The organism is Bacillus manliponensis, from assembly GCF_000712595.1.
Taxonomy (GTDB): Bacteria; Bacillota; Bacilli; order Bacillales; family Bacillaceae_G; genus Bacillus_A; species Bacillus_A manliponensis.
In genome coordinates this window covers 174,190-200,370 of the sequence record NZ_JOTN01000008.1, presented here as the reverse complement: position 1 = coordinate 200,370, position 26,181 = coordinate 174,190, and the positions used below count along the sequence as shown (strand labels likewise).

26 protein-coding genes and 1 pseudogene are annotated in these 26,181 nt (G+C 36.7%); 13 read left to right on the top strand and 14 right to left on the bottom strand.

Annotation, left to right across the window (positions count from 1 at the left end; translation table 11 throughout):
* Window positions 1-183: 183 nt before the first annotated feature.
* On the top strand, window positions 184-540 hold the full coding sequence (locus tag BAMA_RS11795) for a YgzB family protein (protein ID WP_034639200.1): 357 nt from the start codon (window positions 184-186) through the stop codon (window positions 538-540).
* A gap of 112 nt (window positions 541-652) precedes the next feature.
* On the opposite strand, the gene perR is transcribed toward BAMA_RS11795, so the two are convergent.
* From perR to BAMA_RS11780, 3 genes are all read right to left on the bottom strand, one after another.
* Window positions 653-1,081 (bottom strand): peroxide-responsive transcriptional repressor PerR, encoded by a 429-nt coding sequence (gene perR, locus BAMA_RS11790; protein WP_200874680.1) that lies wholly within the window; start codon window positions 1,079-1,081, stop codon window positions 653-655.
* A gap of 280 nt (window positions 1,082-1,361) precedes the next feature.
* A complete protein-coding gene (gene bcp, locus BAMA_RS11785; RefSeq protein WP_034639228.1) occupies window positions 1,362-1,820 on the bottom strand; it encodes a thioredoxin-dependent thiol peroxidase in 459 nt (152 codons plus the stop codon).
* A gap of 100 nt (window positions 1,821-1,920) precedes the next feature.
* Window positions 1,921-2,325 (bottom strand): potassium channel family protein, encoded by a 405-nt coding sequence (locus BAMA_RS11780; RefSeq protein WP_034639198.1) that lies wholly within the window; start codon window positions 2,323-2,325, stop codon window positions 1,921-1,923.
* A 158-nt stretch (window positions 2,326-2,483) separates the two neighbouring features.
* Between BAMA_RS11780 and BAMA_RS11775 the strand changes: the two genes are divergently transcribed.
* The 3 genes from BAMA_RS11775 (at window position 2,484) to BAMA_RS11765 (ending at window position 9,871) form a co-directional block, all read left to right on the top strand.
* On the top strand, window positions 2,484-3,779 hold the full coding sequence (locus tag BAMA_RS11775; RefSeq protein ID WP_034639197.1) for a glutamate-1-semialdehyde 2,1-aminomutase: 1,296 nt from the start codon (window positions 2,484-2,486) through the stop codon (window positions 3,777-3,779).
* A gap of 204 nt (window positions 3,780-3,983) precedes the next feature.
* Window positions 3,984-8,423, top strand: coding sequence for a glutamate synthase-related protein (locus BAMA_RS11770; RefSeq protein ID WP_034639196.1), 4,440 nt, complete (start codon window positions 3,984-3,986; stop codon window positions 8,421-8,423).
* Window positions 8,424-8,782: 359 nt separating this feature from the next.
* Window positions 8,783-9,871 carry an aromatic acid exporter family protein gene (locus tag BAMA_RS11765; protein WP_034639195.1) on the top strand — a complete coding sequence of 363 codons (1,089 nt, stop codon included), beginning with the start codon at window positions 8,783-8,785 and terminating at the stop codon, window positions 9,869-9,871.
* Window positions 9,872-9,956: 85 nt separating this feature from the next.
* Here BAMA_RS11765 and BAMA_RS11760 read toward each other — a convergent pair whose 3' ends face one another.
* The 4 genes from BAMA_RS11760 to BAMA_RS11745 form a co-directional block, all read right to left on the bottom strand.
* Entirely contained in the window at window positions 9,957-11,714 is a 1,758-nt protein-coding gene (locus BAMA_RS11760; RefSeq protein ID WP_034639194.1) for an ABC transporter ATP-binding protein, read from the bottom strand.
* Window positions 11,715-11,766: 52 nt separating this feature from the next.
* Window positions 11,767-12,297, bottom strand: coding sequence for a nucleoside tri-diphosphate phosphatase (ntdP, locus tag BAMA_RS11755; protein ID WP_034639193.1), 531 nt, complete (start codon window positions 12,295-12,297; stop codon window positions 11,767-11,769).
* A gap of 147 nt (window positions 12,298-12,444) precedes the next feature.
* Window positions 12,445-12,699, bottom strand: coding sequence for a YgaB family protein (locus BAMA_RS11750; protein WP_034639192.1), 255 nt, complete (start codon window positions 12,697-12,699; stop codon window positions 12,445-12,447).
* 178 nt (window positions 12,700-12,877) lie between these two features.
* On the bottom strand, window positions 12,878-13,075 hold the full coding sequence (locus BAMA_RS11745; RefSeq protein ID WP_051758932.1) for a hypothetical protein: 198 nt from the start codon (window positions 13,073-13,075) through the stop codon (window positions 12,878-12,880).
* Window positions 13,076-13,213: 138 nt separating this feature from the next.
* Between BAMA_RS11745 and BAMA_RS11740 the strand changes: the two genes are divergently transcribed.
* A complete protein-coding gene (locus BAMA_RS11740; RefSeq protein ID WP_034639191.1) occupies window positions 13,214-13,438 on the top strand; it encodes a hypothetical protein in 225 nt (74 codons plus the stop codon).
* Window positions 13,439-13,450: 12 nt separating this feature from the next.
* Here BAMA_RS11740 and mutY read toward each other — a convergent pair whose 3' ends face one another.
* Complete coding sequence (gene mutY / locus BAMA_RS11735; protein WP_034639190.1) at window positions 13,451-14,545, bottom strand: A/G-specific adenine glycosylase; 1,095 nt, start codon at window positions 14,543-14,545, stop codon at window positions 13,451-13,453.
* 331 nt (window positions 14,546-14,876) lie between these two features.
* On the opposite strand from mutY, the gene BAMA_RS11730 reads away from it, so the two are divergent.
* Window positions 14,877-15,857: a metal-dependent hydrolase gene (locus BAMA_RS11730; protein ID WP_034639189.1), complete on the top strand. Its 981-nt coding sequence runs from the start codon at window positions 14,877-14,879 to the stop codon at window positions 15,855-15,857.
* A gap of 24 nt (window positions 15,858-15,881) precedes the next feature.
* Here BAMA_RS11730 and BAMA_RS11725 read toward each other — a convergent pair whose 3' ends face one another.
* Window positions 15,882-16,148 carry a YfhJ family protein gene (locus BAMA_RS11725; protein WP_034639225.1) on the bottom strand — a complete coding sequence of 89 codons (267 nt, stop codon included), beginning with the start codon at window positions 16,146-16,148 and terminating at the stop codon, window positions 15,882-15,884.
* Between the two features lie 128 nt (window positions 16,149-16,276).
* On the opposite strand from BAMA_RS11725, the gene sspK reads away from it, so the two are divergent.
* Window positions 16,277-16,435 carry a small, acid-soluble spore protein K gene (sspK, locus tag BAMA_RS11720; protein WP_034639188.1) on the top strand — a complete coding sequence of 53 codons (159 nt, stop codon included), beginning with the start codon at window positions 16,277-16,279 and terminating at the stop codon, window positions 16,433-16,435.
* 47 nt (window positions 16,436-16,482) lie between these two features.
* Window positions 16,483-16,635, top strand: a complete 153-nt coding sequence (locus BAMA_RS24020) for a YpzG family protein (protein ID WP_084157977.1) — start codon at window positions 16,483-16,485, stop codon at window positions 16,633-16,635.
* A gap of 63 nt (window positions 16,636-16,698) precedes the next feature.
* Here the strand turns inward: BAMA_RS24020 and BAMA_RS11715 are convergent, their stop codons facing one another.
* Complete coding sequence (locus BAMA_RS11715; protein WP_034639223.1) at window positions 16,699-17,016, bottom strand: YfhH family protein; 318 nt, start codon at window positions 17,014-17,016, stop codon at window positions 16,699-16,701.
* A gap of 10 nt (window positions 17,017-17,026) precedes the next feature.
* Entirely contained in the window at window positions 17,027-17,839 is an 813-nt protein-coding gene (gene recX / locus BAMA_RS11710; protein WP_034639185.1) for a recombination regulator RecX, read from the bottom strand.
* An 82-nt stretch (window positions 17,840-17,921) separates the two neighbouring features.
* Between recX and BAMA_RS11705 the strand changes: the two genes are divergently transcribed.
* From BAMA_RS11705 to BAMA_RS24015, 5 genes and pseudogenes are all read left to right on the top strand, one after another.
* A complete protein-coding gene (locus tag BAMA_RS11705; RefSeq protein ID WP_034639183.1) occupies window positions 17,922-18,839 on the top strand; it encodes a TIGR01777 family oxidoreductase in 918 nt (305 codons plus the stop codon).
* 121 nt (window positions 18,840-18,960) lie between these two features.
* Window positions 18,961-20,113: pseudogene (locus BAMA_RS11700) on the top strand (amidohydrolase).
* Window positions 20,114-20,332: 219 nt separating this feature from the next.
* Window positions 20,333-20,890 carry a GNAT family N-acetyltransferase gene (locus BAMA_RS11695; RefSeq protein ID WP_034639179.1) on the top strand — a complete coding sequence of 186 codons (558 nt, stop codon included), beginning with the start codon at window positions 20,333-20,335 and terminating at the stop codon, window positions 20,888-20,890.
* 78 nt (window positions 20,891-20,968) lie between these two features.
* Entirely contained in the window at window positions 20,969-21,100 is a 132-nt protein-coding gene (locus tag BAMA_RS25390; protein WP_265182721.1) for a hypothetical protein, read from the top strand.
* Between the two features lie 66 nt (window positions 21,101-21,166).
* Window positions 21,167-21,286, top strand: coding sequence for a YfhE family protein (locus BAMA_RS24015; RefSeq protein WP_084157976.1), 120 nt, complete (start codon window positions 21,167-21,169; stop codon window positions 21,284-21,286).
* Between the two features lie 73 nt (window positions 21,287-21,359).
* Here the strand turns inward: BAMA_RS24015 and BAMA_RS11690 are convergent, their stop codons facing one another.
* The 3 genes from BAMA_RS11690 to pflB all read right to left on the bottom strand — a co-directional run bounded on the left by BAMA_RS11690 (window position 21,360) and on the right by pflB (window position 26,128).
* Window positions 21,360-22,511, bottom strand: coding sequence for a diglucosyl diacylglycerol synthase (locus BAMA_RS11690; protein WP_034639178.1), 1,152 nt, complete (start codon window positions 22,509-22,511; stop codon window positions 21,360-21,362).
* A gap of 344 nt (window positions 22,512-22,855) precedes the next feature.
* Window positions 22,856-23,587, bottom strand: a complete 732-nt coding sequence (gene pflA, locus BAMA_RS11685; protein WP_034639176.1) for a pyruvate formate-lyase-activating protein — start codon at window positions 23,585-23,587, stop codon at window positions 22,856-22,858.
* Between the two features lie 291 nt (window positions 23,588-23,878).
* A complete protein-coding gene (pflB, locus tag BAMA_RS11680; RefSeq protein ID WP_034639174.1) occupies window positions 23,879-26,128 on the bottom strand; it encodes a formate C-acetyltransferase in 2,250 nt (749 codons plus the stop codon).
* Window positions 26,129-26,181: the final 53 nt, after the last annotated feature.

The window sequence follows — 26,181 nt, the reverse complement described above, 5'->3', positions numbered from 1 at the left end:
CTGTTGTGCATCAGCGACGTTTATTAATATAGCATGACCGTTCTTGACGGTCAATGCTTTTTCGAAAAAAATTTCACATCCCGTTTTTTGGCCACAAACGAAATACACCTCACATAATAAGTTGATTTGTCCAAAAATTCAAAATCATATGTTATATTATTTAATATAAGGAGTGTGAGGATAGTGAGCTTTAAATATTCTAATAAGATTAATAAGATTCGAACCTTTGCCCTCAGTTTAGTATTTATTGGCCTTTTTATCGCTTATTTAGGTGTTTTTTTTCGTGAAAACATCCTAGTTATGACAACTTTTATGATGGTTGGCTTTTTAGCAGTCATCGCCAGCACTGTTGTTTACTTTTGGATTGGTATGTTATCAACAAAAACTGTCCAAGTTATATGTCCAAGCTGTGAGAAGGCAACGAAAATACTTGGACGTGTCGATGCTTGTATGCATTGCAACCAACCTCTCACGTTAGATAGAGATTTAGAAGGTAAAGAGTTTGATGAAAAATACAATAGGAAGAACTATAGAATATAAAGAGAAACTTCACTCAGTGGGGGAGTTCTCCATCCCCCACTGAGTGTTATCCCGTAAATAGCGGGATAAATTAAAAAGAAGGTGGGTACATGTATCCACCTTCTTTAATCTATTATTTCTTATGACATTCTTCACATGTCCCGTAAATCTCCAAGCGATGACTATTGATAACAAAGCCTGTCACTTTTGCAGCCTCTTCTTCAATTGCCTCTAAGCCAGCGTATGGAAAATCAACAATTTTACCACATTTTTCACAAATTACATGGTAATGTTGACTTGTTACATAATCAAATCTACTAGAAGCATCTCCATACGTAAGTTCCTTCACAAGACCTACATCTTTAAATACACGTAGATTATTATAAATTGTTGCAACACTCATATTCGGAAATTTACCTTCTAATGCTTTGTAAATTTCATCCGCTGTTGGATGCGTCATAGATTCCACAAGGTACTCTAAAATAGCATGACGTTGTGGAGTAATGCGTACACCCGTATCTTTCAACATTTCCAGCGCTTCTTTTAATTCTTCTTTAACCACCGTCATGCCCCCAATTCTATACGGATTATTACTTTGTAATATTTATAAATAGTGTACTCTTTTTCTTTTCACTCGTCAATATCCCCACTACCTCTATACAATTTATTTCCTACCTATTTTTATTCTTATATCAAACCGACCTTTGTTATTCATATGTACGATTAAAAAAAGTGCGAGAAATACTCGCACTTAGAAAACTGTCATCTGAGGAGGTATGCCCTACACTTTAACATATGAAATTGTACGACAATTGTATAGACACTAGCCTCCCTATACACATTTATTCTTTTATATAAGAAAGTACTTCTTCCACGTGCCCTTTTACCTTAACTTTACGCCACTCCTTAACAAGCTCTCCCTCTTTATTAATTAAAAATGTAGAACGCTCAATTCCCATATATTCTTTTCCAAAGTTTTTCTTCAATTTCCATACATTATAGAGCTCCGCTACTTCATGCTCCGTATCGACTAATAAAAGAAATGGGAGTTCATGTTTTTCGATGAATTTTAAATGTCTATTTGCCGGATCTGGACTAATCCCAACAATCACCGTATCTTTCTCTGTAAAGATTCCATAAGCATCACGGAAATCACAAGCTTGTGTCGTGCAGCCTGGCGTCATATCTTTTGGATAAAAATATAAAACGATGTTTTTCCCCCGGAACTGAGATAACTTAACTTCTTCTCCATTACTATTTTCTAATGTAAAATCTGGTGCCATCTGTCCTACTGCAATCACCCTTACCACTTCCTTCTCTTTTTTCACTATCATAACAAATCTCGATTTATCACGCATTAATGGGATAACAATCAACAAAACCACTAATTGAAGTTTTACTTTATTTTTCTTTTTCCATAACTGTACGAACAACAAAAGCAAATGGCATTGTATATCCCATTAATGCTTCTACAATCGCAATCCATCTTCCGATTCCAATAGGCGTTACATCTCCATACCCAACAGATAGTAATGTTACTGCACTAAAATATAAACATACTTCTACGAGCTGAAACGAATGAACTGTTAATATTTTTCCTTCTTCACGCAAAACATTAAAGCCACTCTCTTCTAGCACAACGTAACTTAATGCAAATGCAATCATGACTGTTGTATAAATCAAAAATAATGAAACAAGATTATAAAATGAAAAAAACCGATTCGTTTCCCCTGCTGAATTCCATAATATCTGTACGCTTCTAAATACAGCAAGAGCTGCAAGTAACAAAATGACTCCCCATAACATGTCCTCCACCTCATTTTATTTGTATGATGAAAAAAGTTTATTTACGACGACAATTACTTTATAGAAGAATTTCTTTCCTAACTGTAATGACTCAAAACGATATGTTTGAAAAAAACATGTTAAAATGGACATAGATTTTTGTAAGGAGATGAACAGTAGTGAAATTCACAAAGTCAGAAGCATTACATAAAGAAGCTTTAGAACACATTGTTGGTGGTGTAAATAGTCCTTCTCGCTCATACAAAGCAGTTGGTGGTGGTTCACCAGTGGCAATGGAACGCGGTAAAGGAGCTTATTTTTGGGATGTCGATGGTAACAAATATATCGACTACTTAGCTGCCTATGGTCCAATTGTTACAGGACACGCACATCCACATATTACAGATGCTATTAAAACAGCCGCTGAAAATGGCGTTTTATTCGGAACACCAACAGCACTAGAAGTAAAGTTTGCAAAAATGTTAAAAGAAGCAATGCCTGCACTAGACAAAGTACGCTTCGTAAACTCCGGAACAGAAGCTGTTATGACAACAATTCGTGTTGCACGCGCTTATACCGGTCGCACAAAAATTATGAAGTTCGCTGGTTGTTATCATGGACATTCAGATTTAGTATTAGTTGCAGCTGGCTCTGGTCCATCTACTCTTGGCACTCCAGATTCAGCTGGTGTACCACAAAGTATTGCCCAAGAAGTTATTACCGTTCCTTTTAACAATGAAGAAGCTTTAAAAGCAGCTTTAGATAAATGGGGACATGAAGTAGCAGCAATTCTTGTTGAGCCGATTGTTGGGAACTTCGGGATTGTCGAACCAAAGCCTGGTTTCCTTGAAAAAATTAATGAACTTTCACATGCAGCTGGAGCATTAGTTATTTACGATGAAGTTATTACCGCTTTTCGCTTTATGTATGGCGGTGCGCAAGACTTACTTAGCGTAACACCAGACTTAACGGCGCTTGGAAAAGTGATTGGTGGAGGACTTCCAATCGGAGCATACGGTGGTAAGAAAGAAATTATGGAACAAGTTGCACCACTTGGCCCAGCATATCAAGCTGGTACAATGGCTGGAAATCCCGCTTCTATGTCTGCTGGTATTGCCTGCTTAGAAGTGCTAAAACAAGAAGGCGTTTATGAAAAATTGGACGAACTAGGAGCTATGCTTGAAGAAGGAATTCTTAAACAAGCAGAAATGCATAATATTGATATTACCGTAAATCGCCTAAAAGGTGCTCTAACAGTATACTTTACAAAAGATGTAATCGAAGACTACGACGGTGCACAAAATACAGATGGAGAAATGTTTGGTAAGTTCTTTAAGCTTATGCTTCATGAAGGTATTAATTTAGCACCATCAAAATATGAAGCATGGTTCTTAACAACTGAACATACAAAAGAAGATATTACGTACACAATCGAAGCGGTTGGTCGTGCATTCAAAGCGTTATCTCACGTTTAACATATAATTTAAAAAAGAAAAAAATAGGGCACTCCCCTATTTTTTTCTTTTTTCTATTTCATAAATGTTGCATTGATAGTATAATTATTCATAATTATCTGAATTTAAATAGCGACGTATTACAAAAACAAGCTCAATTATACGGTGTTATACACCTTAATATTTCAGATTATTTAATCTTTTTGAACGAGGGGGGATTGACGGATGGTCAAAAACAAACAAAAATGGACACCGTCTTTATTTCGAGATTTTTCAAAGGCTGAGCATGATGCGTGTGGAATCGTTTCCGTTATGGAGAAAAACAATATTCCAACAAAAGAAAACATTGATCTCTGCATACAATCGCTTGTAAAGATGAATCATCGCGCTGGTTTTATTAATGGTGAGGGTGATGGAATTGGTATTCACATTGACTTGCCCAAAGCACTTTGGAGAACAAAACTAACTCAATCTGGTTACGATTCCGATTTAGTAGAGCATCCACAATTTGTAGTTGGGCATTTTTTTCTAAGCAAAAAAGCTGATGCTACTACATTAAAAAATCATATTCATTCCGTATTACAAAGTGAAAATTTCACAGTCCTTTTTGAAGATACAAATGTAACAAATTCAGAATCACTTGGACCTCTTGGAAAACAAGAAGAACCCACTTTTCTACAAGTTGCTGTTATTCCGGAGACGCAAAGAGACAATATAGATCCACTACTATTTTCTTTAACAATAGCAATTGAACAAAATGAACATATTCACGTCGCTTCACTGAGCCATGATTATGTCGTCTATAAAGTACTTGGAGCTGGCGATACACTTGTAGCTTACTATAATGACCTACAACATCCACTAATCGCATCTACGATGACACTTGGACACAATCGTTATTCTACAAATACATTATCAAATTTCTTCCGTGTTCAGCCATTTAGCATCCTTGGACATAACGGAGAAATTAATACGATTGCAAAGCTGCGCGATCAAGCTGAAATGATTGATGTACCACTTACAATTGATGGCAGCGACTCACAAGATTTAAACCGCACCTTAGAAACACTTCTCATTCGTTATAACTATAGCTTATTTGAAGCAATGGATATATTATTCCCACCAATTATTAATGAAATAAAATTGTATAAAACTCACATGCAAGATTTATATACGTATATACGCGAAGCTTGGGGCCATTTCGCACAAGGGCCAGCTGGCATTATTTCTAGATATAAAGATGAAGCAGTATTCAGTGTGGACTCCCTCGGTTTACGACCTGTTTGGAAAGTCGAAACAGAAAGTTCTTATATTTTCTCTTCTGAACCAGGTGTTATTTCACCAACTGAATATGTAGCAGAACCAAAATCTCTATCACCAGGCGAGAAAATCGGCTTAAAATGGAATCCAAAAGGAGAACTCGTTCTATATGAATACGACGCATACCAAAAAGAAGTATATGCACGTATGAATGAACGAATTGACTTGAAAAATTATCGTAATCATTTATCCATCCCACAAGTGGAAGAACTGACCCTTTTACCATCTGCAACTGAAGTGAAAAATGAACAATACGTGGCATTTGGATGGGACCGAGAGCATATTCAACTCCTTGAACAAATGGCTGAAAAAGGTGCTGAACCTATTCGCTCTTTAGGACACGACGCTCCTCTTGCTGCCCTAGATAACGGAAGACGTAATATCGCTGATTTTATAAAAGAAAGCGTTGCTGTCGTAACGAACCCTGCAATTGATAGAGATCGGGAAGTAGAACATTTTTCCACTCGAGTCATTGTAGGCACACGACCAAGCTTACACGGCACAAAAGATCACCCCTTTGTAATTGAACTCCCAACACCAATTGTATTAGAAGGGATAACTGGACAACAAACTGCAAAACAACTTGAGACACTCACATATGAACAACTTATCTATTTATTTTCTAAAAAAAATTCTTCCTACACCCTTTCTGCAACATTTACAGAGAATGAAACATTACAGGAAGCATTGCACCGGTTAGGACAAGAGGCTGTATTAGCTGTTCAAAACGGCGCATCTTTGTTAATTCTTGATGATCAGCAAGCACACCATCATAACAAGCTTTGGATTGATCCACATTTACTAACATCTAAAATAAATAAAGAGCTTGTAAATCATACAGTACGTCGTAATTGCGCAATCGTAGTACGTTCCGGAGCACTACGTTCCTTACACGATATTATTACTTTATACGGCTTTGGTGCTGATGTAATTAATCCTTATCTTATGTTTGCAACAGTAAATGATGAAACAACAAAACCAATAACAAATTTATATCATTCTTTAAATAAAGGCATGGAAAAAGTAATTTCAACAATTGGAATTCACGAATTGCGCGGTTATGGTCGACTCTTCTCTTCTATTGGTATGCATGAAGAAATCGCAGACATACTGGATATCACAAATTTTCTCGGTTCAGACGTTGCCTCCTTTTCACTACAATCACTAACAGCAGATGCAAAAATGAGAGCGCTAGATTATACAAATGAAAAAGCACGTATGAGAAAAACATTTCACACCTTCCCGCGTATTTGGAAATCGATTGGGGATATCGCAAAAGGAAATGCCTATGATGATTACCGTGAGAAATTAGATGAGTTAGAAGAAAAGAACCCAACAACAATTCGCCACTTAATGAAACTAAAAGATACGAATAACACGATACCAACTGAACAAGTTTCCATTGAAGTAGGTAATCATCACTTACCATTTATTATTAGCTCTATGTCATTTGGTTCTCAAAACGAAACGGCATTTCGTGCTTATGCTGAAGCTGCTGAAAGACTTAATATGATTAGCTTAAATGGTGAAGGCGGCGAAATTAAAGATATGATCGGTAAATACCCGCGTACACGCGGACAACAAATCGCTTCTGGTCGTTTTGGAGTGAATGCTGAATTACTAAATTCATCAAACTTAATTGAAATAAAAATTGGCCAAGGCGCAAAACCTGGTGAAGGCGGGCATTTACCTGGCTCAAAAGTAACTGCAAAAATTGCGGAGGCTCGTAACGCAACAATTGGATCCGACTTAATCTCTCCTTCTAATAACCATGATATTTATTCAATTGAAGATTTAGCGCAAATCATTACTGAAATCAAAACGGCCAACCAGCATGCCAAAGTAGCTGTAAAGGTCCCTGTCGTTCCAAATATCGGAACAATTGCTGTAGGTATCGCAAAGGCCGGCGCTGATTTTATTAATATTAGTGGATTTGATGGCGGAACAGGTGCGGCTCGTATTCATGCCTTACAGCACGTTGGACTTCCTGTTGAAATCGGGGTAAAAGCGGCTCATAACGCTTTATTAGAATCCGGAATGCGACATAACGTAGAAATTTGGGCTGATGGTGGTATTCGAAGTGCATTAGATGCGTTAAAGATCATGCTTCTTGGTGCAAACCGCATTGGATTTGGCACACTCTCAATGATTGCTATCGGCTGCACAACCTGTCGCGGCTGTCATTTAGATACGTGTCACGTTGGAATCGCGACGCAAATCGAATCAGAAGCGCAAGCAAAAGAGCATGGTTTACGTCGCTTCGTTCCAAGGGATTTTGAACATGCAGTTGCAGGATTATTAAATTTATTCACAGCTTTCGGAACAGAGTTAAAGAGATTAACAGGACAACTTGGCTTTACGAATTTACAACAAATCGTAGGTCGCTCTGATTTATTAGAACAGGTACAAGGAACAGACGCCCTTAACTTATACTACTTATTACAAGTGCTAGACAACACTTCCCCTGCTATTACAGCAAAATCGTCACAAGGGCAAGATAACGCCTTAGCTCATTCCATTGAGTCGAAAGAACTTGTTGGTGTTGGGGTAGACCAGCGAGTGATGGGCGGAATGGAATCTTGCTACCGGGTGCGCGACAAATTATATAAAAACCACACTTTAGAGCCTATTACGTTAAAATATACAAACGGCTCTGTACCTGGTAATGGTCTTGGCGCTTACAATAGCGAAAATTTATTTATCCATGTTAATGGTGGTGCACAAGATGGTATTGGAAAGACGGCTTTTGGTGGCGGTATTTATATTACAAAAGCTAAAGGAAGAAATGACACTTACTACAACGGCTCTGTCGGAAAAGGATTTGGATATGGCGCTCAAAAAGGAGCTCTGTACGTACAAGGTAACGCCGATGCAAGGGCAGGCATTCGCTTATCTGGCGCAGACATGATTATTGGTGGAAGAATAACAAAACCAATCCCAACAGAAGAATACGGGAACTTAGGTGTCCATGCGAATATAAAAGGATTTGCTTTTGAATATATGACAAATGGACGCGCGCTCGTTCTTGGTGATCCTGGTCCATGGATTTGCGCTGGTATGACAGGTGGTGTTGTTTATTTACGCCATAAACCAGAGCTTGGTTTAACAGAAGCGGCCTTAAAGAGAAGAATTGCAAAAGGTGCGAACGTAACATTACAACCTCTCAGCAGCGCTGGCATTACTAATGTTAGCGAACTCTTATTAGACTATATACGTGTCTTAAATGAACATGAACAATATGAAGAAATCGCCTTACTGAATCCGTTACTAGATGATGTCCATGCACACTTTTATGAAATTATTCCAAAGAAAGAACAAGCAGATCCATCTATCTCAACAGAGTAACATACTCACAAAAAAGTATCCAAAGTGATATAAAGTGAAACTTCACTCAGTGGAGGGGTTCGTCATCCCCCACTGAGTGTCAGCCCGACTAATCGGGCTTTTACGCGCTCTCACTCTCCCTACTAAATTTCATTTCTTCTTTCAAGTATAAAGATGGGAGTTCTACAGCACGTTAATATTAAAAAAATCTTTTCTATTGACGATATCTATACACCGTAGTAATCTATACAATAATTTAAAAACCTGCTGCCTATCAGCAGGTTTTTTCACTAAAATATCACTTGCTAACATATTGTAATGAATGTATAGTATCATGTTGTACATTCATTCTGAAGAAGAGAAAGGATACTAAAAAGAGTATGAAACTTGGTGCTCGCATTTTAAAAACGGGTATTGCCATCACACTAGCTCTATTTGCCTGTATATTACTTGAACTTCCAAGTCCAGTATTTGCAGGGATTTCAGCTATTTTTGCCGTACAACCGTCTGTCTATCGCTCATATTTAACAGCCCTTGAGCAAATTCAGGCAAATGTAATCGGCGCAGTCTTTGCAATTGTATTCATGTTTACATTCGGAAACAACCCTTTTATTATCGGATTAACATGTATATTGGTAATTGCACTTACATTACAATTACACTTAGAAAACACAATTCCTATCGCATTAGTAACTGTAATTGCGATTATGGAGTATCAAGGTGATAATTTCTTTGATTTTGCCTTACTTCGCTTTGCTACAATCATGATTGGAATTATCGCTGCTTCAGTTGTAAATCTATTGTTTATGCCACCAAAATACGAAACAAAGCTCTATCACCGCATTGTTGATAATACAGAAGAAATTCTGAAGTGGATTCGCATGAGTAGTAGGCAAGCATCTGACTTTACAACGTTAAAAACAGACATCGATCGTATGAAAGAGAAAATGATTAAATTAAATCATTTCTACTTGTTATATAAAGAAGAAAGAAGTTATACGAAAAAAATACGTTTTGCAAAAATTCGTAAACTCGTCTTGTTTAGACAAATGTTAGCAACGACAAGCCGTGCTTTAAATACATTAAAAGCACTGCATCGCACGGAAAACGAACTTCGTCATATGCCAGAATCATTCCAAGAATCGATTCAAAATGAGCTTGATTCCTTAACTAACTACCATGAACAAGTGCTGTTAAAATTTATCGGGAAAGCAAAGAAGCAACAATCTGTTGAAATGCTAGATGAAGTGTTTACATGCAGAGAAGAATTACTTGATATATTTATGAACTACCAAAACAAAGATGATGAAGAAGCATATAAAACATGGTTACATCTCTTCCCCCTCATTTCAGCTATTATTAATTATGGAGAAGAAGTTGAACATTTAGATTTACTCGTTGATAGTTTCTACACATATCATAATCCAGAGAATGAATTACAAATACAAGAAAAGCAAGAAGATGAATGATAATATACAACAAAAGCAAGAAGATGAATGATAATATACAACAAAAGGATGTTCGAAACACAAAACGTTTCGAACATCCTTTTTCTTATGAACAATTCACTTCTCCCACATGTTGCATTGTGTATAAGTGATAATAATAACTCTTCTTATTCATTAATTCCTCATGAGAGCCCATTTCCTTAACTTCCCCACTTTCCACATAAATGATTTTATCCACATGTGTAATAGTCGATAGGCGATGAGCAATAATAATGGTCGTTTGATCAGCCGCCAAGTGTTGCAAAGCTTCTTGAATATAGCGCTCATTTTCTAAATCAAGTGCTGAAGTGGCTTCGTCTAAAATAAGGAGCGATGGATTTTTCAAAAAGACACGTGCAATTGCAATGCGTTGTCGTTGTCCCCCCGAAAGCTTTACACCTCTTTCACCAACAACTGTATCGTAACCATTTGGCAGACTCATAATATATTCATGAATTTGTGCAGCTTTTGCAGCTGCAATTACTTCTCTTTTTGTTGCTTCTGGTTTTCCGTATAAAATATTTTCCTCAACTGTATCACTAAATAAAATATTATCTTGTAAAACAATGCCAATATGATTCCTTAAATTGTGTATATCATAATCTCTTACATCAAGACCATCTATATAAATTGCACCGTTAGAAACATCATAAAAACGAGGGATTAAGTTTGCAAGAGAAGATTTCCCTCCTCCACTTCCTCCAACAAGCGCCACTTTTTCTCCGGGTTTAATAGAAAAAGAAATTTCCTTTAATACTTTTTGATCTCCTTTATTATATGCAAAAGATACATTTTGAAAAATAACTTCACCTTGTATTTCAGCACGATTTTTTGCATCCGAACGATTCACAATATCATATTCTTCATCTAATAATTCAAATACACGATCCATAGATGCGAAAGACTGTGTAAGTGTTGTAGAAGAATTCACAAGGCGGCGGAGTGGGCTATATAAACTATCCATATACCCAACAAATGCAACCATTGTCCCTAGCGTTAAAGAGCCATGAATCACTTCATACGCAGAAAATGCGATTACAATAAGTGGTCCAAGATCTGTTAATGTGTTAACCGTCGAAAATGTACGCGCTGTCCAGCTCGTATGTGTTAACGCCTTATTTAAAAAGTTTGTATTTGTCTTTTCAAACTGTTCCTTTTCATATTCTTCAAGCGCAAAGCTTCTCGTTACTTGCATTCCCTGCACTCTTTCATGCAAATATCCTTGCATTGTTGCTAATGCTTGTGAGCGCACTTTTGTAAACCTTCGAAGGCGGCTGAAAAAATATTTTACGGCAACTACATAAATCGGCAAGATTAATAATGCTACTAAAGTTAATTTTACATTCATCGCAAACATCACGGCTACTGCGATGAAAATAGTTATTATATCAAGCCAAACATTCATTAACCCTGTGATAACAAAGTCTTTTGTTTGTTCTATATCATGGATAACACGCGAAATAATTTCACCAGTTTTTGTGTTTGAATAATAGCGCAAGCTCAACTTTTGCAAATGAGAAAATGTATGCTTTCGTAAGTCATATAACACTACATTTCCAATACGCTGTGCAAAATACTGACGCAAATATTCAATAGGTGGTCGTAAAATAGCAAAAATAAAGAAAGCAATACCAATTGCATAAAAGAGCTGTGATGTTTTCTCTTGCAACGTTCCTCCACCTTGAATCACATCATCAATGATATATTTTAATAACCACGGCATAATAAGTGGGATACTAAATTTTATAATACCAATCACAATCGTAATTCCGATTAATAAACGATACGGTTTTACAAATTGTAAGTAACGTTTCATTACGGTCATATAATTCCCCCTCTAACAGGACAAACCTGCAGGGTTATCCAGCAGGTTTGTTTTAATCTCTATGCATTAAATATCTTTCGTACCACATATCAATAAAATCAGGAGCAAACGGCCCCTTTCTTTGATGAATCCACTGCGTTAAATGTTCTACATTTCGCTTTAAAATTGTATCAATCACAGCTGGATAATTCATCACTTCCCGATGCTTTTCATATTCATCTTCATCAAGCAGGACATGTGTCATATCAGGGTATACTTTAATATCTAAGTCATAGTCAATATACTTTAAAGCCTCAGAATCATAGGCAAATGGTGAGCTTAAATTACAATAATAATACACGCCTTCTTGCCTTAACATGCCAATAATATTAAACCAATAATCTGCGTGAAAATAACAAATTGCCGGTTCACGTGTAACCCATGTTCTTCCATCAGCCTCCGTTACAACCGTACAATCATTTGCACCAATTACTAAGCTTTGCGTCCCTTTTAAAACTGTCGTTTCTTCCCACATTCTATGAATAGACCCATTATGTTTATAACTATGTATTTGAATTTTTTCTCCTTCTCTGGGAAACCCCATAAATTCTCCCTTCTTTCATTGTGAACGCTCTTCTAAAGTTGTATATTCGACAACTACCCTTTTTGACTACTATATTTACTGAGCCGTATTCACTTTTTCTCTTTATTATAGCGTTTTTGTCACAATTTTAAAACTAAAGCGCTCTTCTTATCCTGAAATAGCCTTTTCGTTCTCAAACGATTGAATGACTGCTTTTGTTTGTTTTTCAAACTTCTCCTGTAAGGCTTTGAGCTCTAACTCTGTTTTTAATATTTCTTGCCGAATAAAATGAAGCTCTTTCGTATCTGTTTTTTCATTTTTACTATTAATAATTTGCTGATAATGCTCTAAGTGTGTTTGTAACTTTAACAATTCATCCATTGTCTTTAGCTGTTCTCCAACAAGGTTATCAAACAAATTCATTACGTTCCTCCTCTTTGTGATTACCTACTACATATTTTCGAATTACAAGCTTCTTTTCCTTTGACTACATTTGTTGACTCATTAGAAGTTATGTCGTTATCCATAATTTATACAGTTTTTTACCTATATAATCCCAAACTGAAAAAGCACCCCTCGTATGTAAGGGGTGCTTTCGCTGTTATTCTTGAGCGTTTTGAGAACCTTGAGCGTTCTGCGCGTTTGCAGAAGCTTGTGATTTTTTCGCTGCTTGTGCAGCTTGATGCGCAGCATTTTCAGTTGAGAATTCTGTACCAAAGTTAGCGTTTTGTTGTTGTACGCTTTGGATGCTAGCTCCTGAAGCTTGCTTTCCATGGTTTTGTTGTTTGTTGTTATTCATTCTTCTCACCTCCACAACTGATAATGTAACCAAGATGATCCGAATATATCCGTTTAATTTATAAAAAAAAAGAATTTTATTTTTTACGCATATTGAAAAATAAGTTCATTCAAACTAATCACGATGGAGGTGTATTCCATGTATGTTGGACGCGATATGACAGAGTTATCCATGACTTCAAAAGATGAGTGGACACAAGATGAGCTAATGCATTTTCACCATTCTTTGCAACAAATTATGCCGTATTTAAATGCAGAAGGACAAACCATCTACAAAGAGATTGTAAAAGAAGTTGAAGCACGTGGTGGTTTAAAAAGAAGCGAAGCAGATTGGACACACGGAACAAAAATTATTGCAGATTAAAAGCTCCAGCCATTATGGCTGGAGCTTTTTCACACATTCATCAAAAATTATTTTATGCGATTTTGAAACTGGAAGACGCTCAAATTCTTCTGGGGAAACGGTCTTTAATGTATCATTTTCACTAATAGGTCCTGTTACCGTTCCATAAAATACAAAAATATCCCACGTACGATGTGTAAATGTATGTTCCACATTCATTGCATAGTCATCAATACATACAGGGAGTGAAAATACTTCATTTGCATAATCAACAAGCTGTTGTTTATGGCTACGACTACTTGCACTCATTTCAACGTTCGGGAATTCCCACATGTTCGCAAGTAGTCCTGTACTTGGTCTTTTATTCACTACATATTTCCCATCCTCTGTTTGCAATACAGCTGCTACAATTGGAACTTTCTTGGGCGCTTTCGCCTTACTTTTTACAGGTAATTCTTTTTGAACACCCTCCATAAAACCGTGGCAATGTTCACGTACTGGACACAGCAAACAAGATGGACTTTTCGGTGTACAAATAAGCGCTCCTAATTCCATTAATCCTTGATTAAAATAAGATGGATTTTCTTTTGAAATAATTTCGCGTACAATATCTTCAAAGATTTTTCGTGTTTTCGGCTTTGCAATATCATCCCAAATCGATAAAATACGAGATAATACCCGCATGACATTTCCATCTACAGCTGGTTCTGGTATACCGTATGCAATACTTAAAATCGCACCTTTCGTATATGGGCCAACACCTTTTAATTTCCCGATTTCTTTCACATCGTTTGGTACTTTCCCACCGTACTGTTCTTTTACTTCCTTTACAGCTGCATGTAAATTTCTCGCTCTTGAATAATACCCAAGGCCTTCCCACGCTTTTAATACTTCCTCATCTTCCGCACCTGCAAGCGCTTCTAACGTTGGGAATTTTTCCATAAAATTGGCGTAGTATGGTTTTACCGCCTCTACTCTCGTTTGCTGAAGCATAATTTCCGAAACCCAAACACGGTATGGGTCTTTATTAATACGCCACGGTAAATCACGCTGCTCTTCTTCAAACCAACCAATTAAATCATGTTGAAACTGCTCTATATGAAAATCATGTAATACTTCAAGCTTCAAACTTGGTCCCCCTCATTTTTTACATATACGTACTATTATAAAGATTTTAGGAAAAAATTTAAGTATGAAGAAGCTTCCTTTTTTTAACGCATAGAACTACTCATCCTCTAATACGATGAGTGATTGCTATTTTATTTCAAAATGAATATGCACTGATTCCTTTTACAGAATCTAAATACAGTGAAATTTCACTCAGCAGGGGGATTCTTCATCCCCCAGTGAGGGTTGGCCCGACCAATCGAGCTTTTACTGACTGTTAATGCGGGATAAAGTGAAATTGTTGAGATATTGAATAAAAAGAGTTACATTAATACAAAATGGAGGTGTTGTTATGGACACGGCTACTCATCTCGTTATGGGCGTAACATTAGGGGGATTAGCAACATTAGATCCTGCCATTAGTCAAAGTGAATTCGGTCCACAAGCTGTCATGCTTGCCACTATTGCCGGTTCAAACGTTCCTGATATTGATACTGTCTTAAAACTGCGTAATAACGCAACCTATATACGCAATCATCGCGGCATTACTCATTCTGTTCCAGCTGTTATTCTCTGGTCTTTTCTTATAAGTGGGCTCACCTTATTTTTCTTTCCAGAGACCCCTTATCTTCATCTATTGTTATGGTCTTTTCTCTCTGTTTTTCTACACGTATTTGTTGATATTTTTAACGCCTATGGAACACAAGCACTACGACCATTTACAAAAAGATGGATCGCACTTGGTATTATCAATACATTTGATACTGTCATTTTCTTTATTCATACGCTAGCCATCGTTTGTATACTAATTGGAGCACATAAAGGTTATGTTAGCGCTGCGGCTTATGTCTTAATGATTGTGTATTACGTCGGTCGTATCGTGATGCGTCAAAATATTAAAACCATTATCTATAAACGATTTGAAGATGTTGAACAAGTCATTATTTCACCATCGTATCGTTTTTATCAATATCATTTAGCAATTGTTACGAAAAAATATTATTACGTAGCTCGTTTTCGTCGCGGTCATGTTATGGTATATGACAAATTCGAGCGAGTTCCATTACCAAATAACAAAGTGATAGCAGCTGCTAAACAAGATGAAAACATATCTGCCTTTTTATCATTTTCACCTGTATACCGGTGGGATATTTTTGATCATACCGACCATTACGAAGTGCGTTTTATTGATTTACGATACCGTAGCAAAGATTTTTATCCTTTCGTTGCAATTGTACAGCTCGATCATGATCTAAACATCATTAGCTCCTATACAGGCTGGATTTTCAGCGAGGAAAAATTAAGAAAAAAATTAGAATTACTTCCAAATTAAAAGACGACCAAGATTGGTCGTCTTTTAATGTGTTGTATGATCATCTCGATTAATTAAATGAGCGTATTTCGGATTGTTTGTACGAATTTCATGTAAACGTGGACCATGATTTTGGATCCATGCCCTCACAACATTTTCCGTCATCTCTTCACCGTGGTAACTCCCTGTCTTTGCATACGTCGCCTGAAAATCTTCCCACAATAGTTCAATCCAAGCTCTTGCTTGAGAAGATGAAAGCATACTATTCTTTTCAAGTAGCTCATTCGTTAATTTTTCAATCATATCGTTCATATAGATTACTCCTTCTTTTGCTTTTTCTTTCTCTTTCTTATCTGATAAAGGATATTTTTTATTATATTGCACATTCTATAACTGATACTTCTTAGCAAGTATCAAATGATAATGAGGAGGCGTTTTTCTTGGGCAAACAAGCTGAAATTTGGTCTGAATCCAAAAACAACAGCAAGATGAACGGTCCAGCGAAAGCAAAATCTCAGTTTGCTTCCAAAAGACCCAATGGCACAATCAATACGCATCCTCAAGAACGTATGCGTGCTGCAAACAATGAGGAAGAGTAACTAATATTTTATCATTTTGAACAAACTTCCTAAACGAGGTGATACGTGTGAGCTATCGTGATCATTTAGACCGTCGTTCTCAATTGTTTAACCATACGTGGACACGTCCAAAACATGCAAAAGCACAAGTAAATGGACAAACACAACAAACGCAAGCCCTCATTATTTTGGCAAACGAAGCTAAAAAGCGTCAATTTTAATATGCTAACACTTTATTAACACCTGCGAGAATGAGACCTAGAGAAGATAATCTTCTCTAGGTTTTATTTCTTTTGTAGTAGAGAGATTGGGATACCAATTTCCTCTTTCTCACCTTGTTTATATCCCCAGGCGAATACACCATTAAAATACGTAATTGTAAAATGTACTCCTGGCTCTTCCGCAAGCTCATATGTTTCTCCCACTGCAAATTCATTCACATCTATCATATAAGCACGAGCCATTGCAATCTTTCTCATTAATACATCAAATTCATTTACAATCCCTAGCTGTTCTGCTTTCGTTGCCTTCTCCTTTAACATACCAACTTCCATTCGTAATTCATGCTCCGTCATTTCACTATAACGTTTTGGTGTATTTATCATAGTCTCCTCATCCCTCTTCACGTTTCATTTGTAAAAATCCCTCTATATCTTCAATCGAAAATCCTTTTCGATATAAAGCCTGCTTCATTTTGTTCTCGTACGTCCAGCCATCATGCTTTTTATACTTTTCGTGATACTTATTCCCATGATAGATAAGCGCTTCTTGCTGCTGTGTATCATCTTGTTCATCCTTCAATTCCTCTAAACATATCCCAATTACATCACGGCTATAACCTTTACGTACTAACATTTCTTCTAACTTTTGTTTCATTTGTAAAAACGAATGCTTCTTATACGATTTCTTCTTTTTCTCAATAATATCAAAAGCATTTTCAATTTGCTTCTCTTTTGGATACTCCTGTAGACTATACGTAATAATCGTATCAGAAACACCTTTACTGAAGAGTTCACGACTAATAACTACCGGTCCCTTACGATTCACATTACTATGTGTCCGCACGTATGAAATGGCATACTCTTTATCATTAATGTAGCGATTATGCAGTAGTTTTGAAATGACTTCTGAGATGATGGCTTGCCCAAATTCTTTTTTTCTTAAGTATTCTTCTATTTCTTTCTTTGTTCTCATCTGATAGGACAAATAAGATATTGCTTGTAAATAGGACTTTTGCACTTCTTCATCGTATAAAATACTTGTTAGCTCTATGTCATCAATTTCGATTCCTTTTTGTAAACCATGTTTAATTAAAGTAACTTGATCGACACTAAAGCCATATTCTTCTCCTTGTCCCTTATCAATATAAATATTGAATCGCTCTTTCGTTCGCTTTTGTACTTCTATTTTTGTAATGACAGCCATACTCTTCACCTCACTACTATTTTAGCATAGTTGTGAAACAAATTTCGTTATCGTGAATATATATAATAAGGAGGAATTTCCAGTGAAAGTTGCAATTACTGGTGGAACTGGATTTATAGGAAAAGCACTATCAAATTTTTTAAGTAAAAAAGGTTGGAACGTATATATTCTCACTCGTCAACCGTATGAAGAGCATCCTCACCCTAACATTCATTATGTACAATGGAATGCAAATACAAAAACATTTCCTCTGTCTTCTGTAGATGTTGTTATTAATTTAGCTGGAGAGTCTCTAAACAACAAAAGGTGGACAGCAAAGCAGAAAGAACATATTTTAATAAGTCGCACGCATACAACGAAGCAACTCATTAAACAATTACAAAAGCTAGAAATAAAACCACATACTTTTATTAATGCCAGTGCAATTGGGTATTATGGAACGTCGGAAATAAAAAGTTTCACGGAGCATACAGAAGAACACGGACCCGACTTTTTAGCACATACTGTGAAACAATGGGAAGAAGAAGCAAGCGAAGCTGCATCTTTTGGGGTTCGTACTATTTACGCGAGATTTGGTATTGTACTCGGAAAAGATGGAGGAGCCCTTTCTAAGATGTTACTTCCTTATCAATTTTTTATTGGGGGAACAGTCGGATCTGGTAAGCAATGGCTATCATGGATTCATCTTGAAGATGCTATTCGAATGATTCATTTTGCAATGGAGACAAAAGAAATACAAGGCGCTCTTAACATCACCTCGCCTAAGCCTGCGACGATGAAAGAGTTTGGAAAAACCATCGCACAAGTGATACATCGCCCTCATTGGCTCCCTATTCCATCATTTGCATTACAAGCATTGCTTGGTGAAATGAGTATACTCGTCTTGCAAGGACAACATGTTATCCCAAATAAAGCCATGCAACATGGATTTAAGCACTCCTTTCCCTATTTAAAAGAAGCGCTGCAACAAATTATAACCAAAGAACAATATTACGTATAAAAAGAAGCCTATTTCTATATCCATTAGTAATATCACATTCCTAAAATATCTCCTAAAAAAGGCGCTGTTCGCCGAAAACTTCTGCTTTTTAGTTAATTAGGTAGAGGAAATGAGGTTTTCTATGAAAATATTATTTAAGCAAGCGATGGTTTATCCAATTACATCTCCGAAATTTCAAGGAGACGTATTAGTAGAACATGAAAAGATTATTGGAGTTGATCGTTCTATTGAACAAAGTGAAGATATGACTGTCATAGATGGCCGGTCCCTCCACCTTCTTCCTGGATTTGTCGACGTCCATACTCATCTTGGTTTATACGATGAAGGCACCGGCTGGGCTGGAAATGATGCAAATGAAACAGCTGAAGTACTGACACCACATATTCGTTCTGTGGATGGCATTCACCCATTCGATATCGCATTTCAAGACGCTATTCAACACGGCATTACGACTGTTCATATTATGCCGGGCAGTCAAAATGTAATCGGTGGAACAACTTGCGTTTTAAAAACAGCTGGTACTTGCGTTGACCATATGCTTATTCAAGAACCAGCTGGATTAAAGATTGCATTTGGGGAAAATCCAAAACGAGTTCATAGTAATGGAACGAAAGAATCAATTACACGAATGGGCATTATGGGAATGCTTCGCGAAGCCTTTTATGAAGCAAAACATCGCGGAAGTGACAGTGATTTTCGCATGCTTCCGATACGGAAAGCGCTTCGCCGTGAAATCCCAGTCCGTGCTCACGCCCACCGCGCAGATGATATTTTATCTGCTATTCGTTTCGCAAAAGAATTTGACCTTGATTTACGTATTGAGCATTGTACAGAAGGACATTTAATTGCTGAAGAACTCGCTCACCACAGCTTACAAGTATCTGTTGGACCAACATTAACACGAAGGTCAAAAATTGAACTCAAAAATAAGTCATGGCAAACATATAGCTCACTGTCACAAAACGGTGTTGAAGTTTCCATCACAACCGATCATCCTTACACACCCATTCAATATTTAAATGTATGTGCATCAATAGCTGTACGTGAAGGATTAGACGAACATAAAGCACTAGAAGGAATTACGATTATTCCCGCTCGCAACTTACGTTTAGAAAAAAGAATTGGCAGCATCGAAGTAGAAAAAGATGCTGATTTAACCTTATGGACACACCACCCTTTTCACTACTTAGCAAAGCCTGTCCTAACGATGATAAATGGGAAAATTATCTACAAAAAAAAATAAAAAAAACTTGTTTATTTTTTTGACAAGATAAAGTATTATACGATTATAAACTGAATGAAACCATAATCAATTTGTGTCGTGAATGTTTATTCCAAATTGATGAATGGGGAAGGCAAATGGTGCGCCACCAGCATTAAGGACTGGTTCTAGTGGGTTCGATTCCCACCCCGAAATTTTTTGAAGATTTATATAAAAATTTCGAGGGTGGATGTTTATTCGTCATGCTACCCTCATGTAAGGAGGAATTAGTATGTTAAAGAAACGAGACCTACATGACAGCCACGTCCTATATGATTTAATGGTCCACCCTGATGTCTTCCCTTTTGTGCGTCAGAAGGCATCTTCTTATGATGAATTTTTATTTTTAACGAAACAAACAATTGAGGAAGAAGAGCGCGGAGAAATTATTTCCCGTACCATTTTAGATGAATGGGGAAATCCTATCGGCACGATAACTTTATTTGACGTGCAAGAAAAAGCTGGTTTTTTAGGTACCTGGCTAGGGAAACCTTACCATGGAAAAGGCTATAACAAGTTAGCAAAAGATGCTTTCTTTAGTGAGCTTTTCTATGAATTAGACATCGACACAATTTTTATGCGTATTCGTAAAGTAAATGTTCGTTCTATTAAAGCTGCGGAAAAACTTCCATATGTGAGCTTAGCAAACGAAACGCGCAAACACGTATACGATCAAATTAACAAAAATGGTGAAGTTTATAATTTATACGAAATTTCAAAGGACCAATATACACTATATACGATGCGCGAAACGACATTCCAAGACGCTCATCAATTAAAAGAAGCTTAAAATCACAAAATATTATATAAATACAAGTTAAAAAACTAACAAACCCTCTTCTTTTTCGGTAGAAGAGTGGGTTCCTCCATGTTCAGTAGCGGTCAGGGCCTTTTCCTACCGCGCGCTATGTTACAACAAATGGATGAAATAAGTACGTTTGTCATTCTTATATACGTGGCAGCTACTTTTGTGTTAAATGGTCAAGTTGGATATATATAATAATGTATATACACCTCTGTCATTGGAAACAATAGGTAATGACTTTATGACACGAGGTGATTTGTAATGGATAAAAAGCAACGCGATAAAATGAGAAATAAATTATCTAGTACACAAGAAGTCCTCTATCAACGGGAATTTAAAAAGGCTGATCGTGCAGCTGGTTATAAGCAAAAAGGAATTTAGTAATACCTCTTCTTCCGAAGAGGTATTTTTGTATAAAAAAACCTCCTTTCAAATATTGAAAAGAGGTTTTGACCTACGTAAAAGATTGTACAAGTACTCTAGAATTCACCTGCACACCATTTTCTTCTAAAATTGCATCAACAATATGACTTGCTGGCTCAGGATGGTAAATTTGTCCCATTGCTTCTTTCATTTGCAAGAGTTTCATATCGTCTTGTAACAATTCTTTTGTTTTTGCAAAAATATCATCATTCTCACGAATAACAATTGCAGCACCTTGTCTTTCAAAATACTTTGCGTTTTCATTTTCTTGTCCCGGTACTGGCTTATATAAAATGACAGGCACTCGTAAAGCGGCTGCCTCACTTAATGTAATTCCACCTGGTTTAGTTATCATGCAAGATGTAATACGAAATAGCTCGTCAATATTTTCGACGTATCCAAATACTTTTAGAGCGTCTGGTTTGCTATTAGCAATTTGTCCTAATTCTTCTTGTAGCTTATAATTCTTTCCACAAACAACAGCCACTTGAAGGTTCGGTACGGACATGAAGGATTCACATAACTCTTTTACATTCCCTAACACACCATGTGCGCCTGCAACAATGAGTAAAATTTTTTTATTTCGTGATAACTGATATTTATCATATAGCGAATCTTCATTTATGCTCAATTCAAAAGTTTTACGAATTGGAATCCCCGTTTCAATAATTCGTGAAGCAGGTACACCTACTTCTACCATTTTACTCTTCACATAGTCGGTTGCTACAAAATAACGATCAACTTCACGATGAATCCATATTTTATGCAAACAAAAGTCTGTCAGTACATTATATACAGGAATAGAAAAGCCAGTTTGTTTTTTCAGTTCTGGCACAGCAATAATTGGAAATGTATTAATAACAATATCTGGTTTTTCTTCGTGTAAAATAGCCTTTAAGCGTTTTCTACCAAAGTTAGCATACCAAGATGCAATTTTCTTATCATAAATTTTCTCAACGCCGTAATAAAACAAGCGATATAGTTCTTTTCCAATTGTATAGCTTTTTAAATATAAATATCTTGTAACATCCGTAATAAATGGATGAGATTCTCCAAAAAGGTCACATACGATAACATCTTCAATCCCTTTTTGGTGAAATGTTTGCTCTAATGTTTTGGCAACTTGCACATGACCGTTCCCATAATGTGCAGTTAATATTAAAACCTTGGGGTTTTTTATCAAACAAATCCACTCCTAGCTTTTTCGCTCTTCCATACCGCATATACGACACTTTTAGAAGGATATGTTCTTATCCTTTTTACATATTGCACACTAATCTTTATAATGTACCCGTCGTGGATATGCAAAGCATATAGATGGACCCCTTAATCCTACCTTTACTCATATCTTAACATTATACTTTCCTATAACAGCTTTCGCAATAACTTACAATTTATCTGTAGTGTGTAAAACAGCATAACTACCAATTAATTCTTTTCATTTCTTATATTTTCCTGTTCATTTTTATCATTTCTCTATACTCCATTTTAATATAAGAAAAGAAAAAGCCCAACCCAATATTTGGATTAGACTGCTCGTAAAATATATTTTGCTTTTTGAACTAATTCTTCTGTAGGAGGTTCTACATCTATCAATGGGTATTTATGTCCAAGAGCCTCCCATTTATAAACACCTAGTTTGTGATATGGTAACACTTCTATCTTTTGAACGTTAGAAAGACTTTGTACAAACGATGATAAATTTTTCAAATCCGCTTCATCATCTGTAATACCTGGTACAAGTACGTGACGTATCCATATCGGTTTCTGTTTATTCGATAAATAACGAGCAAATTGTAAAATATGTTCGTTCGTTTTACCAGTTAGCTTTCGATGCTTTTTCGAATCAATATGTTTTAAATCTAACAAGACTAAATCCGTATACTCCATGAGCATATCTAATTTCTTTTGAAACTCTATATCCTCAGAATAACATCCACCTGAAGAATCAATTGTTGTATGAATACCTGCTGCTTTACACTTTTTAAAGAGATCAATTAAAAACTCAAGCTGAAGTAGCGGTTCTCCCCCGCTCACTGTAATCCCACCGCCTGAAGCTTCAATAAAAGGAAGATAACATGTAATATCCTGCATAATCTCCTCTGTTGTTATCTCTTTCCCTGCTCCTATCTTCCACGTATCTGCATTATGGCAATATTGACATCGCAGTAAGCATCCTTGTGTAAAGATTACGTAACGAATTCCAGGTCCATCAACAGTACCACAAGATTCTACAGAATGTATTCTTCCTTTTACCATGTTACTTCCTCCTCTATTGAAACAACTCTCGCTATTTTATAAAGTGCAACTTCATCCCCACTGAGTGTTACCCTAACCAATCGGGCTTTTACATTCAAAAGCGAAGACGACTGTTCAAGCACGACAAGCACAAAATAAGCCTTGGCGTGGCGAAGTTTGCCACAGAAAGGATTATCTTGTGGCTCAAGTGCTTAGGAGTCGTAGCTAGATTCGAGCTGTTTATCTCCCACCTAAAATCCTCTAAGTTCTGAGGTGGGAGTCTTACAGCCCGAAAATAGCGGGATATATAATTTACATACTTTCATGCATTGTACGATTAATAACATCAATTTGCTGTTCACGTGTTAACTTAATGAAGTTAACTGCATAACCAGATACACGAATTGTTAATTGCGGATATTTTTCCGGGTGCTCCATTGCATCCATTAACGTCTCACGATTAAATACATTAATATTGAGGTGATGTCCCTCTTTTATCGCATACCCATCAAGCATAGACACTAAATTTTTCACCTGCACATCATCTTCTTTGCCAAGTGCTTTTGGAATAATAGAGAACGTATTTGAAATTCCATCTTGTGCATCTTCATATGGAAGTTTTGCAACAGATAATAATGAAGCAAGTGCCCCTTTCGTATCACGACCATGCATCGGATTTGCTCCTGGTGCGAACGGTTCACCAGCACGGCGACCATCTGGTGTATTTCCTGTTTTCTTACCATATACGACATTTGATGTAATTGTTAAAATTGACATCGTATGCACAGCATTTCGATATGTTTTATGTTTACGAAGCTTTTTCATAAATGTTTTTACAAGCTGCACTGCAAGTTCATCAACACGATCATCGTTGTTACCATATTTCGGGAAATCGCCTTCTACTTCAAAGTCTACGGCTATACCGTTTTCATCCCGAATCGGTTTTACTTTTGCATACTTAATTGCACTTAAGGAATCAGCTACTACTGATAAACCAGCAATTCCTGTTGCCATCGTACGGACAACATCCGTATCATGAAGCGCCATTTCAATACGTTCATAACTATATTTATCGTGCATGTAATGAATTACATTTAATGTATTTAAATAAAGCTCTGCTAGCCACTCCATCGTCATATCAAATTTATACATCACTTCTTCATAATCTAATACTTCAGAAGTAATTGGTGCGAACTCTGGACCAACTTGCATTTTAAATTTCTCATCTTTTCCACCGTTAATTGCATACAGCAGCGCCTTCGCTAAGTTTGCACGTGCTCCAAAAAATTGCATTTGTTTTCCAATTTTCATCGCTGATACGCAGCACGCAATTCCATAATCATCACCATAATCCGAACGCATAATATCATCATTTTCATACTGAATTGCAGATGTTTGAATCGACATTTTTGCACAGTAGTTTTTAAAGTTCTCAGGTAGCTGAGTTGACCAAAGAACAGTTAAGTTCGGCTCTGGTGCTGGCCCTAAGTTATTTAATGTATGCAAGAAACGGAATGAGTTTTTCGTTACTAGCGGACGACCATCTAAGGCAATCCCACCAATTGACTCCGTTACCCACGTCGGATCCCCAGAAAACAGTTCATTATAATCTGGCGTTCTTGCAAATTTCACGAGACGTAACTTCATAATAAAGTGATCAACAATTTCTTGTGCCTCTTTTTCAGTTAACGTACCGTTTTGTAAATCTCTTTCAATATAAATGTCTAAGAAAGTAGAAGTACGCCCAAGACTCATCGCTGCACCATTTTGTTCTTTAATCGCAGCTAAGTATGCAAAATATAACCACTGAAATGCTTCTTTTGCATCCGTTGCTGGTTTTGAAATATCAAATCCATGCGCTGCAGCCATTTCTTTTAACTCTCCTAGTGCGCGAATTTGCTCAGACAATTCTTCACGTAGACGCATTACATCTTCACTCATAATCTTTCCTGTTGCTTGTAAATCTTCTTTTTTTGCTTCAATTAAGCGATCTACCCCATATAGTGCAACGCGGCGATAGTCACCGATAATACGGCCACGACCATAAGCATCTGGTAGACCGGTAATTACACCCGATTTACGAGCGGCTTTCATCTCTGGTGTATACGCATCAAATACACCTTGGTTATGCGTTTTTCGCCATTCTCTAAAAATGCGGCTCAGTTCCTCATCCATTTTAAAACCATATGATTCACAAGATTGTTCTGCCATACGAACGCCGCCATACGGCTGAAGTGAGCGTTTAAATGGCTTATCCGTTTGAAAACCAACAATTTGCTCAAGCTCTTTGTTTAAGTAACCAGGCTGATGAGACGTGATAGAAGATACAATTTTTGTATCCATATCAAGAACGCCACCATTTTCACGCTCTTGTTTCGTTAACTCCATTACTTGATCCCAAAGTTGCTTCGTCGCTTCTGTTGCTTCTTCTAGAAAAGATTCATCACCTTTATAAACTTCTATATTATTTAAAATAAAATCACGAACATCAATTTCTTTTTTCCACTTTTCACCCTTAAAGTTTTTCCATATCGTTTGTACATTTTCTAACAATTGTGTCATCCTAATCTCCTCCATTCTGATTAATACAGGGCTAAGATTTCTTATATAACAGC